The 16496-nt window shown below is 60.0% G+C and carries 17 protein-coding genes; 11 read left to right on the top strand and 6 right to left on the bottom strand.

All coding sequences use genetic code 11. The annotated features are described in order from the left end of the window. The first annotated feature begins 75 nt into the window (after positions 1–75). The 5 genes from Q7V03_RS22555 to Q7V03_RS22535 all read left to right on the top strand — a co-directional run bounded on the left by Q7V03_RS22555 (position 76) and on the right by Q7V03_RS22535 (position 5565). On the top strand, positions 76–924 hold the full coding sequence (locus Q7V03_RS22555) for a sugar phosphate isomerase/epimerase (RefSeq protein ID WP_304927830.1): 849 nt from the start codon (positions 76–78) through the stop codon (positions 922–924). Between the two features lie 98 nt (positions 925–1022). Continuing rightward, positions 1023–2003: a substrate-binding domain-containing protein gene (locus tag Q7V03_RS22550; protein ID WP_304927829.1), complete on the top strand. Its 981-nt coding sequence runs from the start codon at positions 1023–1025 to the stop codon at positions 2001–2003. A 64-nt stretch (positions 2004–2067) separates the two neighbouring features. Next, positions 2068–3573: a sugar ABC transporter ATP-binding protein gene (locus tag Q7V03_RS22545; RefSeq protein ID WP_304927828.1), complete on the top strand. Its 1506-nt coding sequence runs from the start codon at positions 2068–2070 to the stop codon at positions 3571–3573. Next, a complete protein-coding gene (locus Q7V03_RS22540; protein ID WP_304927827.1) occupies positions 3566–4561 on the top strand; it encodes an ABC transporter permease in 996 nt (331 codons plus the stop codon). The genes Q7V03_RS22545 and Q7V03_RS22540 overlap by 8 nt, the downstream gene beginning before the upstream one ends. Further along, on the top strand, positions 4558–5565 hold the full coding sequence (locus Q7V03_RS22535) for an ABC transporter permease (RefSeq protein ID WP_304927826.1): 1008 nt from the start codon (positions 4558–4560) through the stop codon (positions 5563–5565). The genes Q7V03_RS22540 and Q7V03_RS22535 overlap by 4 nt, the downstream gene beginning before the upstream one ends. 274 nt (positions 5566–5839) lie before the next feature. Here Q7V03_RS22535 and Q7V03_RS22530 read toward each other — a convergent pair whose 3' ends face one another. The 3 genes from Q7V03_RS22530 to Q7V03_RS22520 are packed head-to-tail and all read right to left on the bottom strand — an operon-like array spanning position 5840 to position 10095. Further along, the gene (locus Q7V03_RS22530) at positions 5840–7678 is read right to left on the bottom strand and encodes a type IV secretory system conjugative DNA transfer family protein (RefSeq protein ID WP_304927825.1); all 1839 of its coding nucleotides are present in this window, start codon (positions 7676–7678) and stop codon (positions 5840–5842) included. Positions 7679–7690: 12 nt separating this feature from the next. Continuing rightward, complete coding sequence (locus tag Q7V03_RS22525; RefSeq protein WP_304927824.1) at positions 7691–9556, bottom strand: relaxase/mobilization nuclease domain-containing protein; 1866 nt, start codon at positions 9554–9556, stop codon at positions 7691–7693. Then, positions 9553–10095, bottom strand: a complete 543-nt coding sequence (locus Q7V03_RS22520; protein WP_304927823.1) for a helix-turn-helix domain-containing protein — start codon at positions 10093–10095, stop codon at positions 9553–9555. The genes Q7V03_RS22525 and Q7V03_RS22520 overlap by 4 nt, the downstream gene beginning before the upstream one ends. An 883-nt stretch (positions 10096–10978) precedes the next feature. Here Q7V03_RS22520 and Q7V03_RS22515 point away from each other — a divergent pair. Continuing rightward, positions 10979–11746, top strand: a complete 768-nt coding sequence (locus tag Q7V03_RS22515; RefSeq protein WP_304927822.1) for a ParA family protein — start codon at positions 10979–10981, stop codon at positions 11744–11746. 110 nt (positions 11747–11856) lie between these two features. Next, positions 11857–12396, top strand: coding sequence for a hypothetical protein (locus Q7V03_RS22510; protein WP_304927821.1), 540 nt, complete (start codon positions 11857–11859; stop codon positions 12394–12396). 39 nt (positions 12397–12435) lie between these two features. Here Q7V03_RS22510 and Q7V03_RS22505 read toward each other — a convergent pair whose 3' ends face one another. Beyond that, positions 12436–12867 (bottom strand): hypothetical protein, encoded by a 432-nt coding sequence (locus Q7V03_RS22505; RefSeq protein WP_304927820.1) that lies wholly within the window; start codon positions 12865–12867, stop codon positions 12436–12438. A 118-nt stretch (positions 12868–12985) separates the two neighbouring features. Here Q7V03_RS22505 and Q7V03_RS22500 point away from each other — a divergent pair, with 118 nt between their 5' ends. Both Q7V03_RS22500 and Q7V03_RS22495 read left to right on the top strand, forming a co-directional pair. Beyond that, a complete protein-coding gene (locus Q7V03_RS22500; protein WP_304927819.1) occupies positions 12986–13183 on the top strand; it encodes a hypothetical protein in 198 nt (65 codons plus the stop codon). A gap of 79 nt (positions 13184–13262) precedes the next feature. Next, on the top strand, positions 13263–13514 hold the full coding sequence (locus Q7V03_RS22495; protein ID WP_304927818.1) for a WGR domain-containing protein: 252 nt from the start codon (positions 13263–13265) through the stop codon (positions 13512–13514). Positions 13515–13535: 21 nt separating this feature from the next. Here Q7V03_RS22495 and Q7V03_RS22490 read toward each other — a convergent pair whose 3' ends face one another. After that, entirely contained in the window at positions 13536–14222 is a 687-nt protein-coding gene (locus Q7V03_RS22490) for a LuxR family transcriptional regulator (protein ID WP_304927817.1), read from the bottom strand. A 128-nt stretch (positions 14223–14350) separates the two neighbouring features. Here Q7V03_RS22490 and Q7V03_RS22485 point away from each other — a divergent pair, with 128 nt between their 5' ends. Continuing rightward, positions 14351–14917, top strand: coding sequence for an acyl-homoserine-lactone synthase (locus Q7V03_RS22485; RefSeq protein ID WP_304927816.1), 567 nt, complete (start codon positions 14351–14353; stop codon positions 14915–14917). A gap of 391 nt (positions 14918–15308) precedes the next feature. On the opposite strand, the gene Q7V03_RS22480 is transcribed toward Q7V03_RS22485, so the two are convergent. Next, the gene (locus tag Q7V03_RS22480; RefSeq protein ID WP_304927815.1) at positions 15309–15668 is read right to left on the bottom strand and encodes a polymer-forming cytoskeletal protein; all 360 of its coding nucleotides are present in this window, start codon (positions 15666–15668) and stop codon (positions 15309–15311) included. A 292-nt stretch (positions 15669–15960) separates the two neighbouring features. Between Q7V03_RS22480 and Q7V03_RS22475 the strand changes: the two genes are divergently transcribed. Then, the gene (locus tag Q7V03_RS22475; RefSeq protein ID WP_304927814.1) at positions 15961–16290 is read left to right on the top strand and encodes a hypothetical protein; all 330 of its coding nucleotides are present in this window, start codon (positions 15961–15963) and stop codon (positions 16288–16290) included. Positions 16291–16496 lie beyond the last annotated feature (206 nt).

Genomic DNA, 16496 nt, shown 5'->3' with positions numbered 1-16496 from the left:
TAGCCTTTTGCCCGACTCCGGGAGCCCATTCAGCTTGCAGAACGCGATAGAAATGACTTCGGTGGAGGAACGGACATGAAGGGTTTTGGCGTCCATACCAGCATGTGGACGATGAACTGGGATCGCGCTGGCGCCGAAAGTGCCGTCGCGGGGGCTTTGAGCCATGGGTTTGATTTCGTCGAAATCGCGCTGACCCAGCCGACGCAGGTGGATGCGCCGCACACGGCTGCCCTTTTGGAAAAGCACGGGCTCTCGGCGGTCTGTTCTTTGGGTTTGCCGGAGCGGTGCTGGGCCTCGCGCCATCCTGATCTTGCCATCGACTACTTGAAGACCGCGCTGGATGTGACCATGGCCTGTGGTGCTTTGGCTCTGTCTGGGGTAACCTTCGGCGGCATCGGCGAGCGCACCGGCCATCCGCCAACCGAGACCGAAATCGACAATGTGGCCCGAACCCTGGAGGCCGCAGCCAAGCACGCCCGCAAGCTGGGGCTGGAGTTTGGCATCGAACCGGTCAACCGCTATGAAAACCATATCCTCAACACGGGCTGGCAGGCGGTGGCCATGATTGAGCGGGTGGGGGCTGACAACATCTTCGTCCACCTCGACACCTATCACATGAACATCGAAGAAAAGGGTGCGGGCAACGGCATTCTCGATGCGAAGGATCACCTGCGCTACATTCACCTGTCGGAAAGCGACCGTGGCACGCCCGGCGAGGGCAACTGCCCATGGGATGAGATATTTGCAACCCTGCGGGCCATCGGCTTCTCGGGCGGGCTGGCGATGGAAAGCTTCATCAACATGCCGCCGGAATTGGGCTTTGGCCTGTCGGTCTGGCGTCCAGTTGCCAAAAGCCGGGACGAGGTCCTCTCGAAGGGCCTGCCGTTCCTGCGCAACAAGGCGCAGCAATACAAGCTGATCTGACGGACAATCCAATGCGCCTCACCGCATTGCCTGCACCAAGGACCGCGCCCCGCGGAACGGGGCATAAATCCGGGGAATTACCCGAAGGGAGGAAACGAATGAAAAAGATTTTCACGTTCGTCAGCGCTCTTGCGCTGTCAGCAGGTCTAGCCAACATGGCGAGCGCGCAAGAGATTGGCATCGTCGTCAAAATAGGTGGCATTCCATGGTTCAATGCGATGGAAGAAGGCATCAAGAAGAAGGCCGACGAATTGGGTGTGAAAGCCGAGATGATCGGGCCGACCTCAGCCGATCCGGCACTGCAGGTGCAGGCCATCGAGGATCTGATCGCCAAGGGCGTCAAAGTCATCGGGGTCGTGCCGAACGACGAAAAAGCACTAGAGCCGGTTCTCAAAAAGGCTCGGGACGCGGGTATCATCGTGATTTCCCACGAAGGGCCGGGTCTGGAAAACGTAAACTGGGACTTTGAGCTCGCTTCGGTCAAAGGTTTCGGTGAGGCGCATGCGAAGCTTCTGAGTGATAATATCAAGGGCCCGGGAAAGTATGCGGTCTTCGTCGGCTCGCTGACCGTTCCGCTGCACAATGCTTGGGCGGATGCCGCGATTGGCTGGCTGAAGGCCAACCGGCCCGATCTGGAAATCATCGGTGACCGATACGGCGTGGCCGAGAACGTCGACGACAGCCGGAAAACATCGCTGGATCTGATGGCGGCGAACCCCGACCTGAAGGGTATTCTTGCCTTCGGAAGCCAAGGGCCGATCGGCGCGGGCCGTGCTATCGACGAGCGTGGCATGGGCGGGCAGGTCTTCGTGGCTGGCCCCTTCTCGCCCGGACAGGGCGCCAAGATGGTCCATGACGGCGTTCTAACCGGCGGCTTCATGTGGAACCCCGAACAAGCGGGCGAGGTCTTCGTGACCATCGGCAAGATGCTGATCGACGGACAGAAGATCAAGGCTGGCGATGATATCCCTGGCCTAGGCGTCGTGCAGCCCGATGCCGCGACCAAGGACATCATCACCGACAACCTGTTGCCGCTGAACAAGGACACCGTGGACGGCCTTGCCGCCATGGGTCTTTGACCAAAAACGACCAGGAGCCGCGGGCAAGTTTGCCCGCGGCTTTGTCCATCACCCGGAGAGTGACATGACCGACCCGACAGCCGAACCCTACGCCTTGCGCCTGAAAGCTGTATCCAAGGTCTTTGGCGGCGCGAAAGCCCTTGATGCCGTGGATTTCGACGTCAAGGTGGGCGAAGTGCATTGCCTTGCCGGGGAAAATGGTTGTGGCAAGTCGACGCTAATCAAGATCGTCACGGGCGTCTATCGCCCAGAATCGGCAGACCTAGTCGAGCTTTTCGGTGAAAGGCTAGAGACTATTACACCGGTGATGGCACGGCAGAAGGGCGTCTCTGTCATCTGGCAAGATCTTGCCCTGTTTCCGAACATGAGCGTCGCCGAGAACATCGCCTTTGATGAACTCGTGGGCCTGCGCCCCAAGGCCGTTGACTACCGGGGCATGAAAACCCGCGCTGCAGAGGTGCTGGGTCGGCTTGGCGTGACCCTTGATCTGGATGCGCCGCTGGACAGCTTGCTGATTGCCCAACGACAAGTCGTGGCCATTGCCCGGGCCTTGATGAACGATGCCCGGCTTATTTTCATGGACGAGCCGACCGCTTCGCTGACGCAATCGGAAACCGATCGTTTACTGGACATCGTACGAAAGCTCTCGGCCTCCGGCGTCGCCATCGTCTTCGTGAGCCACCGTCTGGCAGAGGTTCTCGACATCGCCGCCCGCGTGACTGTGGTCCGCGATGGCCGTTTGGTCGGGGTGTTTACAACCAAGGGAATGACACAGGCGCGGCTTGGCGAGCTGATGACGGGCCATCTGCTAGAGGCTGGCGTTGTGGCCGCCGACAAGTCCGCATCTCCAGTCGTTCTGGAGGTGAGGGGGCTGAGTGTGGCGGGCCAGTTCGACGATGTCGATCTGAGCATACGCGCCGGAGAGGTCGTGGGTCTGGTCGGTTTGATTGGCGCGGGCCGCACCGAACTTGCACATGCGATCATGGGAATGACGCGCCTGACATCGGGAGAAATGCGGCTGATGGATGCGCCTTATCGTCCGACCTCAATCCGCGCGGCTATTGCGCAGGGACTTGCATACGTCTCGGAAGATCGATTGCAGTTGGGGTTGCTGCAAAAGCAGTCCATCGCCGACAATGCCGCGATTTCGGTGCTTGACCGTTTGCTCGACCGCGCCGGCCTGATCTCGGCGGCCAAGAAGGAAGACCTGATTTCGGGTTGGGTCGCCAAGCTTGGCATCAAGATCGGCAAATCCGAGAACGCCATTTCGACCCTGTCGGGCGGCAATCAACAGAAGATCGTGTTGGCGAAATGGCTGGCAACGCAGCCCAAGCTTCTGATCCTGGACAGCCCGACGGTGGGCGTCGATGTCGGGGCACGAGCAGGGATCTTCCGCATCGTCCGCAGTCTGGCCGATCAGGGGCTGGGCATCTTTCTGATCACCGACGAAGTGACCGAAGCCATGTTCAATGCCGACCGTGTCCTGCACATGGCGCAGGGGCGCATCTTGGGCCAGCACAATCCCCGCATCACGTCCGTGGAACAGATGGAGACTGCAATCTATGCGTAACGCTCTCAGGAACCGGCAGGTCGAACTGCGTCTGTTCATCGTCCTTGCCGCGATGTGCCTTGGCCTGTCGCTGGCAACCGACACGTTCTTCACGCTTGGAAATCTGACCTCACTGCTCAATAACAACGCAGTCAATATCATATGGGCTGTCGGGCTTCTGGTCGTGCTGATCGGTGGCGGCATCGACATTTCCTTTGCCGTCGCTTCAAGCGTAGTGCAATTCGTTGCCGCCAAGCTACTGGTCGGGATCGGTGGCGGAAACTGGGCGCTTGGTTTTCTGATCTGCGGCACGCTCGGCGTGGCTTTGGGCCTGCTGAACGCCGCCCTGATCCATGGATTCCGGATCACCTCGATCATTGTCACCATTGCCACCTTCAACGTCTTTTTCGGGTTGCTGATGTTCCTGAGCGGCGGGCGAAGCATCTATGACCTGCCGGAATGGTGGATTGATCGGGTCGCCATCTTTCGCAGCCAGGCAGCCGAAGGTCCTGCGGCGGAACTGACCTTGGCCGTCGCAGTGATGGCGGTTTGTGTAGCCGCGACCTGGATTCTGATCCGCCGCCTGAACCTTGGCCGTCAGCTTTATGCCTTTGGCGACAATCCCGAAGGCGCACGACGCGCCGGGGTGAACATCGCCGCCATGCAGGCCTTGGCCTTTGGTTGGTGCGGCTTGATGACCGGTATCGCGGCCCTGATGCAGGTGAGCATCGTGCAAGAGGTGGTTCCGAATGCCCTTTCGGGCCGCGAATTGCAGGTGCTTTCTGCGGTGGTGCTTGGTGGCGCACGGCTGGGCGGCGGCAAGGGCACGATTTCCGGCTGCATCCTGGGCGTGCTGTTCGTGGCCGTCACCCAGAACGGGCTAAACCTCATGGGCGTGTCGCCCTTCGCCTTCCAGATGATCATCGGCGCGGCGATCCTTGTCGCCATTTCCACATCGAACATGCAGTTCGGAACACTGGTCGGATTCGGCCACAGGGGGCAGAAATGACCGCAGCACTTGATCGCGCACGCCGGGTTATGGGGCGGGAAACGCTTGGCCTGCTGGCCCTGATGGTCGTGATGGTGGCGGTGTTCAGCCTTGCTAGCCCGAAGTTTCTGACGGCGGCAAACCTGTCCTCAATGGGCTATCAGGCACCGCTGCTGGGGCTTTTGACCATCGCCATGCTGGCCCCGATGATTTCCGGCGGCTTCAACCTAGCCGTCATCTATACAGCGAATATTTCCGGCCTGACCTTTGCTTGGGTGTTGCTACAGTTCGGCGGGGCGGACGCGGGGCTGGGTGCCATCATTATCGGCGTGGCTGCGGCCTTGCTGGTGGGTGCGCTGGCAGGGGCAACGATGGGACTCGTCATCGCCTATGTCGGGGCCCATCCGATCATTGTCTCGCTTGCGATGATGATCTTCCTGCGCGGCTTGGGCGAGTTTCTCACCCGCGGAGGAGATATTTCGGGCTTTCCGGAGAGCATTGCTTTCCTGGGGCACGGGGCAGTCTTGGGTGTCCCCGCGCCGATGATCCTGTTCGGACTTGTCGCACTGGCCTGGCACATCCTACTCCGCCGCACAAAACACGGTTTCGCCGTGTATATGGTCGGATCAAACATCCGCGCCGCCGAATATGCTGGTCTGAATACCAAACGCACGCTGGTGATGATCTATGCGTTGTCCGGCACCGTCTGCGCGATTGCCGGGATCCTGATGCTGGCCCGTTTCAACTCGGTCCGGGTTGGACATGGCGAGGCCTTGCTGCTGGTCACGGTTCTGGCCATCTTCCTTGGCGGCATCGACCCTTTCGGCGGACATGGCAAGGTTGCTCCGGTGGTTCTGTCGATCCTCATTCTTCAGATACTGTCCTCCGGGTTGAACTTGATCGGGACCAATCAGCACTTCGCAACGGCGGTTTGGGGTTTGTTTTTGATCGCCGTCATGATCCTGCGATCAGAATGGGCATCAGCGCTATTTCTGAAAGCATCGCCCAGAAATGGGCGAGGTTAGATTTTGAACGGCAAGGCCTCTTGCCGTGACGCCATCCTTGGCACATTTTCAGGGACAAAGGGATTTTGCAGCCTAGTGTCGTGACGCGTCTTCGATCTCCGTTCGTGGTCGGCTGGCAGTCTCGGCTAAAGGCGGGGCACCGCGCCTGACTTGACTGCAGCAAAACTGGGCAGCGACCTCTCACTTGGTCTGCGTGTAGGGCCTTCGCTTCGATAAACCTGAGCGACCGCAACTGGGAATGCACTCAAAAGACCGAAGGGCAACTTTGGGCCGATCATGTTCGAAAGCTCACCTTCGGCCGCGATTTCGCAGCCCGAGAAAGATTGGTGAAAACTGTTGCCGCTTCTGCTAAGGACTTACCCAGATCAGAATTTGCAGTGAAGCTAGTCATGCGCGGTAAATTTGGGCCGCCTGGTGACTGCTTCCTTAGCCCAAGGTCCGGCAGCGCCCAACGACTTCTCGCCCGATCAATCGGCCCAAAATGCCGATCCTCATAGTACCTGACGTGCCGCGCCCGTATAGGATATTGTCCTTCCGCCAGCACCAACACCTCGTCGAGCGGAAACCGCAGCAACTCATTCGCAGAAATCAACGGCCGCTCCTCGGAACGGCGACTGACATTGGCACTGTCCTCCAGCGCTCGGATGCGCGACTGGCTCTCTGTGACTGCTGTAACGGTAGACCGCCCAAGAGCATTGGAAAGCACATCGGCCGTCCGGTCATCCTGCGGCGTCATGTAGATCTGCACGCCAGCCCCACCTTGCAGCGACCTGCGCCCGGTCTCACCATAGATGTCGTCCAGACCCGGAATGGTCTGGGAGATGATAAAGAATCGCCCCCCAAAGCTGCGGATCGTCTTGATCGAGGAGAGTACCAGAGGCTGCCGCCCGAGTTGGTCGAACTCATCCATCAGAAACATCACCGCGTGCGGCTCGTCCGGCCCGGGCTCCTTGCGCTGCAGCGAGGCGATGGCATCCGCGAAGAGAAGACGCACGAGGGGGGCGAGAGTTTTCAGATGCTCGGGCTGGACGATGATATAGAGGCTCTGCGGTTTGACCCGAAATGTCGAGAAGTCGAAATCGCTTGCCGAGGTCACGCGGTCGACCGCCGGATCGTTCCAAAGCTCAAGGCCGGAACCCTGAATCACTGAGACATAGGCGCCGAGTGTCTTTTCCGGAACGTCAGCCATTTCAAGGAAGGTGCGCGAGACGATCGGGATCTGTGTGTCTTCGGCAATGGCGGTGTAAGACTTCTTCTTGTCGCCGCCTCCGGCCATGATCTCACCGGCATAGCCAAGGGTCGGTCGGCGCTGCTCAATGGCATAAAGACAGGACGCGATGAAGAGGCGCTTGCCTGCGTTGAAGAAGCTCTGCGCGCTTTCGCCCTCCGGGATGAGGAAGAGGTCGGCCATCGAGTTCAACGCCGTGTACTGCCTTTCGGCCGAGGGTAGGTCGGCGATGCGGGCGAGGGGGTTGAAGCGGTGCGAGCCACGCTCCTCGTCAAAGGGCGAAAAATACCAGATTGCGTTCTTCAACCCATGCTGACGGTGAATTGAGGTCTTGGCAAAATTCTCGCCCTTCACATCAAGGATGATGCCTGACCCTGAGAAGTGAAGAAGGTTCGGGATGACGAAGCCCACGCCTTTGCCGCGTCCGGTGGGTGCGATCATTATCGCATGCGGGAATCGGTCCGGCGGTGCCATGACAAAGGGCGCGGCGGATTTCGGGGAGCCGAGCTTGCCGAAGATGAAGCCGTTCTGGTCGAGATTGCCGGTCATCTTGTTGCGCTTCAGCTCTCGCTTGGTCTGGAAATGCGCGTCGTCATACTGGTTAAGGCGTCCACGATGGACACCGGCCAACCCGACCAGGGTAAGGGCGACGGTCACAGTACCGTTGATGATGAGCGCCCCGTGCAGGGTGGCCGATCGCGCCTCAAGATCAGCCCAGGGATAGCGGATGAACCACAGACCCATCGGGCTGAGCGTCTCAAAGCTCTCGCGGAAGGCCACGAGAACATAAATCGTGGCCAGCATACCGCCAATGTAGATGCCGGTCATCAGACCCAAGACAACAGCAAGCGGATACCGCCAGATGGATTCAAGATTTGACAGCATGGGGACAGATCCTCAGAGTTCGTGGTCGTGCCCGGCGCTGCGCTCGCGCTGACCGAGTTCGGCCGCGCGCGACTGGCTGCGCGCGAGATCCGCCCAAGGCCCGACCGTGCCGGACTGGCCAAGGTCGCCTTCGTTTTTCAGTTCATGTGCCACGGCGGCACGCAGCGCCGGATCGCGGATCTGCCCGGTGAGGGGGCCAAAGTCGCCCGACCGCACGCGATCGAGATCCTCTGGCCGCAAACTCTCCTGCATCCGGTCGACAATCGCCTCGAGCGCGGGCACTTCCGAGAGCCGCAGATGCCGCTCGGCCGAAAGCAGCTGATCCTTTGCCAGAACTTCGGACAGGGCAGGGACCAGATCGAGCCCCTTGAGGGCGGCATCGATCTCTCTGCCGAAATCCCGCTCGGCCTCGCGCCATAGGATCAGCGCCTCCGGACTCTCTTGCGCGCGCCATGCCGTAAGCTGACCTTCGCTGCGTTCCGGCACCGTAAAGCGCGCGACCATTTCTTCGACGCTGGTCCCGGCAGAACGCAGGTCGTCTTCCCGAAAGGAGAAGAGGGCGGAGAGCCGCGCACCCACCTCTTCCCGGACGTGCACCAACGTGGCGCGCAAACCTTCGCCGAGCGAGACGCCTTCGGTCATTCCATGCTCAAGACGCGCCAGCGAGGCGAGAGTCGGATTGTGATAGGGGTCGTCGCTACGCTCAGCGGCCCGGGCGTGCTCAGCGAGGAGCAGGTTTTCCGGGGCCAATTGCAGCGAGGCGCGCGCCTGATCTGCAAAACTGCGCTCCAACTCGACCCGTTCGGCCGAGGGCTCCATCACGCGGATCGCCTCCCAGGCCTCGGTGGCCGACGCGATCATCTCCGCCCGCGCCGCTTCGATCCGGGCTGCGGCATCGCCCTCGGCGTGAAGGGTGGCATCGGGCATCTGGGGAACTCCTTGTATTAAAGCGGAAGCGGAGGCGCCAAGCGCACGGGCAAGGCGGGTCAGGAAAGAGGATGCTGAGGGTTCAGCGCCGGAAGCGGACGCGAGACCGGCAATCTGGCCCAACTCATCATAGTCGCGGGCGAAGCCCTGCAGCGTGCCAATGCGGCGCGCCCGCTCACCATCAGACATCGGAGGCGGGGGAGGCGCTGTGGTCTTGCCAGCAGCATGAGACGCCCGCATCTCGGTTTCCCGAGGAGCGTTCTCGATCAGGCCACGCGACAGCCGCGTTGAGGCGACGATGTTCAGCCCGTGCTCCTGGGAAATCTCGGCATGAAGCTCGCGCATCACATCGAAGTTCAACGCGGCATGACGGCAAATCGACATAAAGCGGCCCTGTTCAATGCCGTGCTTGTCCACCACGAAATGCGCGTGAAGATGATCGGTGTCCCTGTGCAGCGCCGCGACATAACGCCAGACATCGCCAAACTCGCCGGAGCCAAAGACGGCCTGCCCCCAGTCGCGCGCAACGGCCTCCGCCCGCTCGGTGTCCACACCGCGCGGAAAGCTCAGGATGATGTGGTCAGTATGACCGCGCTTCGGCGCGCCGTTCCAGGTCGAGGACCAGGTCTGGGCAATCCCACCCGTGCGCTCAGGATCGAAGTCGCGATCATAGCCCGCAAGATTGCACCAAGTGCTCTGCACACCCTCCTCTCGGGCGACATAGTCCAAAAGCCGCTTCAACTCCTGCGGCGTGCGGGTGCTACCGCCTACGATACGCTTGACGACCGACTGCCAGCTTCGCGGGGCTGCCGCATTGCGCAGAAGGGCACGCGACCGCCGTTCCTTCGGCGAACCAAGTCGACCCTCGGCCCCGCCGCCGCCCGACCGGCCACGGCGTTTGCCGTCCAGCACATGGCCCAGAACCCGATCTTCAACGCTCGGGCGGGTCATTTGGCGGCCGCCTTGGTCGGGGTAACGGCGGGGTCAAAGCAGGCACGCCCCTGCGCCTCAGCGATCAGGCCGACCACCTCGTCGACGAGATCATCAACGCGCGCCGCGACCTTGCGGACAAGGGCGGCATCCCCTGCCTTCCAGTGCAAACGGCCTACAGCCCCAAGCCGGGCCAACTGGTTGAGGTTGTTGCCGACGGCCGCCAGATCGCGCCGTGCTGCAGCGATTGCTTCGATCTCGGGTGACTGCAGGGCAAGCAGACAGGTAGCCTGCCTGACAAGGTGCCTGATTGCCTCGGAAACTGTCAGGTCAGTTGATCGTATGGCTGTCAGCAGATGTGCATGTTCAGCCTCCGTCACCCGGAAGTTCAGCTTAACTGCCAGACGGGTTCTATCTCGGCATTCAGCGTCTTCCTTCACCCGTGACACGGTCTGGCGATGCCGCCCAAGAGCACGGGCCACGGCTCCGACGTTCTCGCCAGCAGCAAGGCGGGCGCGAATGCGGGCCCGGTCGTCATCGGAGAGGCGTGAACCATTCATGCTATTGAAACACCATTATCAGAATCACAACACACGTGTACCACAGGTCACCTTTCCAGCCAACCGTCCTCATCGACCGGTTTCCGCTCCTCCGAAGAGGAGCCCGCTTGCGGAAACCGGACAGCCGATGAGGACTCTGTATGGCGTCAGGGGTCGGCGGCTTGCCCGTCGACAGAACTCCCTGCGCCCGGCCGTCAGGCCTCCGAAGGACCAGATCCTGCTGGGGTGATGCATTGATATTGCTATATTAATGGCCTCTCATGTGAGCATGAGCTTCATGGTTACCCGGTGCCAGGGGCATGAATATGAAGACTTCCGGGACGGAGGGAGGGCAGGAGGGCAGGAGGGCCGCCAGAGGTAGGTTCGATTTCGTGCTGCTCTGCGGCGGGCGTGCTGGCGAATGTTGGCGTCAGCGATCCGCGTGTTGGCTAATTTTTCGCTCTTAGTCTGCGCACAGGCGAACGGGCAGACAGCTATACATGCAACATCGCGGGGATTCTTGCTTCACGATCATGCGGGCGGCCGGCAAGACTGGGTTTGATATCCGTCGGGGCCGGCAGCCGTGCAGGCTGTTGCCAAATCCGGCACGCAAACATGCAAACAGGCAGCCTTGCATGACTGCGTTTTGAGCGAGTGGCAGCCGTTTCCGGATTAGGTTCAAACCATCCAGATCGCCAAATTACCGCAGTCCGTGACCGTTTCGGGTAATTTCTTCCGCTTCAGAACGACTTCATTTGACGAAACCGCGCACCGACACCTAGACCGCCTGCCGAAACAGGAAACAAACCAAATCAACTGATGGCCCTTATGGCCATACATCTTCCCGCAGCGGAGGATCTGACCAGTCATGGCCAAATCCGCCGCCCGATCATGGAGGTCCAAAGTGACAAAAGTCATCACAATTGTGCAGACCAAAGGCGGGGCAGGCAAGACCACCACCGCGATGCTTTTAGCCTCGGCCGCGCTGGACGCGGGTCGCCGCGTCACACTCATCGATGGCGATGTGAACGCTCAATTGGGACGCTGGCGGGATAGCTTTGAACTGGCCAACTGGGAGGCGATCAAGAAGCCGGTCTGGCCAGAAGCCCTGACCATCCTGTCGCCGCCCGAGACCGTGGAAGGTCTTCTGGCTCTCCTTGAAGAGGAAGAAGCGCGCGGCGTCGATATGGTTATCATCGACACACGGCCAGGCACCCATACGGATACCGAGGACTTTTGCCTGATCTCGGATCTGGTGCTGATCCCGGCGCGCCCTGTCTTCGCGGAATGGGAGATGACTCACCGCGCCGTTATCTGGATGGATGACCTCCGCGCATCAATCGCAACAGGCGAACGCTTCCCGGCGGTGCGGGTTCTGGTGATCGATGCTGGCGCAAAGATCATCGACGCCGCCATCCGGGAAGGAGGTCTGAATTTACTACCCAAGCGCGATCAGGATGTTCTGGGGGAAATCCTTAAGCTTGATCATCTCGACGTGATCGTTCCGCATTCGAAAATCCTGGAACAGATGGGCTTTCACGGCCCGTTGGGACCGGCGGCGGTTGCCAATGGCCGTGCTGCGGGAGGTCGGCTGATGGCGGATGCGATCAACCGTCAACTCGAGGTCGCACGGAATGTTCTCGCTGGGATCGACGCGGCGGTGCTGCATTGAACCGTTTCCGGATTCCCACGCGTGTGGCACCCTCGCCAGCGGCCGAAGAACCAGGGCTGCAAAATTCCGCTGCACGGCTGCGCTCTTCGCGCGACGTTCAAGCTCGCCTCTTGGCTGAACGCCGGGGCGAAGCTGGTGGTGCGGAAAGCAACGATCGCAATGCCGCGCCGGCCGTTGAGCAAGCAGCCTCGGCAGAAAGTCCCGTCAAGGGGGAAGCGCCTGTCCGCGGTGCAAGCGCTGAGTTCCATCCTGCAAACCCATCGCAAAAAATCGCCAAGGTGAAGCTGGTCATATCCTATCGCTTGCCATTGCGGATCGAACCAGAAGTTGCAGACATCGCCGAAAGAGACGCGGTGACCGTGGAATACGTACTGCGCGGCATGGCGCGCGACGGGCGCGAGGTGTTGCGGGAAATGCGCGGGGGTCGCGATGTCGAAGTACTGGCCCCAGAAGCGACAAGTCTTGAGCGGGTCGCTGTCGGTATCAAGACCGTGGGCGAACCGATGACCGTCTATGTCCGACCAGATACGCTGGCGGCAATGCACCACGCGTTGGGCGATCCTTGGAGCGTGATGCCGCGCGCAACGGTGGTCGGGGTCTTTTTCACAGCCATTGTGGTGCGCCTTTTAGCAGCGCGCCGAGCCGGGTGATCCCCAAGCATGCCTAGTAAAATTCGGATACATCAATCGTCATTCGCAGGCGAAATCAGGCAGCGGCGGCGTCTCGAAGCTCAGGCTGTCATGGCTCGAAACCACAGCGAATTCGCCGCCCTTGCGCAGAATGTCCACCAACTTGGTCCATTCCGCCGTATCGGCCTTTGCCTGCGCGGCGGTGCCGTTCGCAGTCGCCAAGCGTGCCTGCTCGCCAGTCTTCGCCAGGAACACGACGGTTGTGGGTGCTACGTCTTTGGGCAGCCTCGCGATCACCGCGCCATTCGGTGTCGTGCCAAACACGCGGTCCGGGTCGCAGACGATGCGAACAAGACCTTTGCCTTGGGTGAGGCTCAAAACTGGCAGGCCACGTTCCGTGGTTGCTGTCCAGTTGTCGAGCGCCAGCGCCGGACCAGACATACAAACCAGCGCCAATGCGCTGAGGCTAACGGACAGAGCATGCATCGACACGGAATCCTTCTCACCAGGGTGCTACCATATCATATCACCACTCTTAAAGTCGATAGTTATGTTGTGATTTGCGGCCTCTCCACCCCGTGGCACCCAATTCTACACTGGAGGCACTTCCATGCCTGAAAAAACTGCTGACAGACTTGAAGCGAGAGTATGGGTCAAAAAAGCTGAGGGAGACCTACTGGTCGGCGAGAGGGTCCGAGGGGAAGACGGCGCTCTGACAATGATCTGGCATGTCGAACCGGGGATGATCCTTGAAGTGATGTGGATCGAAATTATCGGCGAGGAGCCGACTGAGCCATCAGCAATTTGAATCGGACCGCCTGATGTGATTCAGATTTCTGATTGGACAGGGCAGGGCCGTGGGAACATCCTTGTGCCAGGAGGCCGTGATGTTCTGCCAGTTGCTCCACCGCATTGATCCCGATCAGAACATGGCACGGTATTACCGGGTCGAGGCGCTGTCGGATCTTTTCGGCGCGGTCATCGTCGAACGGCGTTGGGGTCGGATTGGCAGCAGGGGACAATTCCGCCAAACCACCTATGCCTCCGCGCCTTTGGCAGAGGTAGCGGCGTCAAAATGGATCAAAGTCAAAGAGCGCCGGGGGTATCGGAGCCCTGGCCCGGGCGGGGCTTCGAGTTGACTAAGAAGCTGCAGCTCGGCGTCAGCCCTTGCTGGTAAACCGATAGGCCTCAATGTCATTGAGTGTAACCAGACCTTTCATCACGGCGATCGCAACAGCTTGGGTTGCATTCGCCGCACCCAATGCCTTGCGCGCGCGTTCAACGCGCTTCTTGATGGTGTCTTTGCTGACACCATCGCGATTTGCGACCTCTTCCTGGCTGAGACCTTCAGCAAGACCCTGAAGTGCACTGCGCTCGCTCGCGGTCAGTCCGGCGTGTTTCCCGACTGCAGCCAGGAGGCGCTGAAAAATTTCGTTGAGCGTCTGCAACTCGTCATCGGTGAACTCCCGATCCGGGCGCGCCGCAGAAATCAGGCATTTTTCATTATCGGCAGTTGCGTTGCGCGCAACGATCATGGCGCCAAAGTTGAGACCATAAGCGCGGGCCTCGGTGAGCACCCGAAGGGAGGTCGCTTTCATGCCCGCGACGGAAAATTCGCTCCATCGCTTGGTACCGGTTCCAACCACGCTCCACAGCACAACGGGATCGAACATGACGTAGCGGCGACGGGTATAGGTCTCCACCCACTCTGCGGGATAGGTGACATGGTAGAATTCTGGCGACATATAGCGGACATTCAGGGCCAGGATATAACCCGATGGCGCGATATCGCGCAGGGCGGCGTCAATTTCGGCAAATCCTGGAACAAGGCGAATTAGCATCGACATGATGATACACTCGACATTGAGGCCTTACCACATTCGGTAAGGTACTGGATCATATCTGCAGTTTCGATATTTTATGCGGTAATGCAAGTCTAAGGTTGACAAATATGTTAGAAATATCAGTGGCCTCCATGTCGGAGGCAACTGCACGATGGGATTTGGTTCGTGCGTTCATGGTACTCAGGCGCCGGGTGTTCATCGACAAGATGGACTGGTCTCTGCAGGGCCATGAAGACATTGAATTCGAGCAATACGACGCCTTAGGGCACGCGACCTATGTGATCGCCCATGAGGGGGATCAAGTGGTCGCAGGCGCAAGGCTGCTGCGTTGTGACTCCAGCATCGGCTCTGGTGTCATGCGTTACAGCTATATGATCCGGGATGCCGTCAGGGGCATCATTGATCTGCCGCAGGACCTCTGCTGGGACGAGCCGCCAACCGATGCCAGATCCTGGGAACTGACGCGACTGGTGTCCATGGATGCGACTCCAATCACAGCACGCCGGGTTCTGGACGCAGCGAATGACCACATCCGCAAACTCGGCGGCCAACAATGTCTGTTTCTGGGTGGCCCAGGCTTCCTGCGCATGGCCCGCAGCTATGGGTATAAACCGAGGCCACTCGGGAAAATTGTCTCCAATGCATCCGGACGGTTTCTGGCCTTTGCCTGCCCGATCAAACAACAGGAATGTGCATAGGTTCCGCAGCAAGGGGTGAGGCGCGGCATGGAAGTCAAAGTGATGCAGGTGTCTGGGGACAGCAAAGCAGATTGCGGGGGTATCTGGGCCGAATTTGAAGCACAGCGGTGCGCGTTTTGGGGAATGGTGCGACAGTGTGCCAACTTGAGCGATCAAGAATTGGCGAGAATGCCGGCCTATAATGGGTTTCTGCAGTATGGCTTCCATTTACACCGGTCTGGCGGTGTCGAAGCCTGCCGTGTTCTTAGTCTTGCGCTCCTCCAGGGTCATCCTGAGCCGCTGAAAGCAGAGGCAACGCTTGACCGTTTTTGGGCAGGTCTGCTGCCAGACAGCGGGATAAGCCACCACTCATCATTGCACTAACCGGGACCGCAGCACCGCAACCAGCCGATCAACCTCGGCGGGAAAGTTCACCTTCGAACCAGGCGCCGGCCTCAATAGCGATCCGTTCGTGAAGCACGTCCGCCAGCACAACCGACGTCGATGCCAATGTGGCCTTCCGCGCTTGGATCACACCTTGAGCCTTGCCAAACACCACAAGGTCGAGCGCAACAGCTTTGCCATCCAGATCGCCAGTGGAGGCCACGACAACCTCGGGTGCAAACACCGAACCGATGACTTTGCCAAGCAGGTCGACCGGACCACGAGAAACCACGTCACCGTTGATTTCGAGATCGCTGGCAAGGATGCTGCGCCGCGACCCCGAAGTGGCGGGTTCGGGCCAGAGAATATCATTGCCGTGCGCGTTCATGCAAACCTCATCGACAGGATAACTGGGCCACTGAATCAGAAGACCACCGCCGCTGCAACCGTTGGAAGCAAACAGTGTGCCCCGCAACTGCGATCGGCGGTGGCCGAAGGCCTGTTCGATCAACGCAGAAATGGGTGTAAGTTTCTATGGAATTGGACCGCAGCCGGACCGAAAGCCGCATCATGAGGCATAGAGGGAATGCCCATAGCTCACGGCTTGAACGTCAACGCCGCCCCCTCGGTGCTGGCCCTCGGGGTCTCCCACGAGGTTGCCTGAAACAGGATATGGCGATATGGTGCTCCAATGGAATACCAAAAAGGCGTCCAAGATGAGCATGCATAAGCAGAGCGTCAGCTTCACTGACGCGGCCTTCGCCTTCGCCCGCGAACTCGTCGAGGCCGGAGAATACCCAAACGTCAGCGCCGCAGTTTCTGGCGAAATGGCCCGCGCCAAGGCGGCCAGGGAGCGCGAACGCACCTTGCTGCAAGCTGAAGTGCAACGTCGCCTCGCTTTGCCGCCCGATCAATGGGAACCGGTGGCGGCGCTGGGTGCCTTTACATCCAAGGCGCGTGAGCATTTGGCCATGCTCAAGGACGCGCAAGAGCACAGCGCGAAGTCCTGATGCGTCAGAGCAAACACCCGCTGGTCGAGCGCGACCTGATTGGGATCGTCGAGCACATCGTAGAGGGGGTCTGATGCCGGAGAGTGCGGAATAGTACGCTAAGCCCGACGGGTCATCGTTTTGGCCATCGATACTCCCCCGTAAGAAGGATGTGAGCCCACCCGAGCGGCGAGATGTGCGCCAGCAGCTCGGGTGGGCATTCTAAT

It is taken from the genome of Cypionkella sp., assembly GCF_030652235.1.
Taxonomy (GTDB): domain Bacteria; phylum Pseudomonadota; class Alphaproteobacteria; order Rhodobacterales; family Rhodobacteraceae; genus Cypionkella.
Note: the sequence above shows the minus strand (reverse complement) of the source record. Positions and strands in the feature narration are given on the sequence as shown.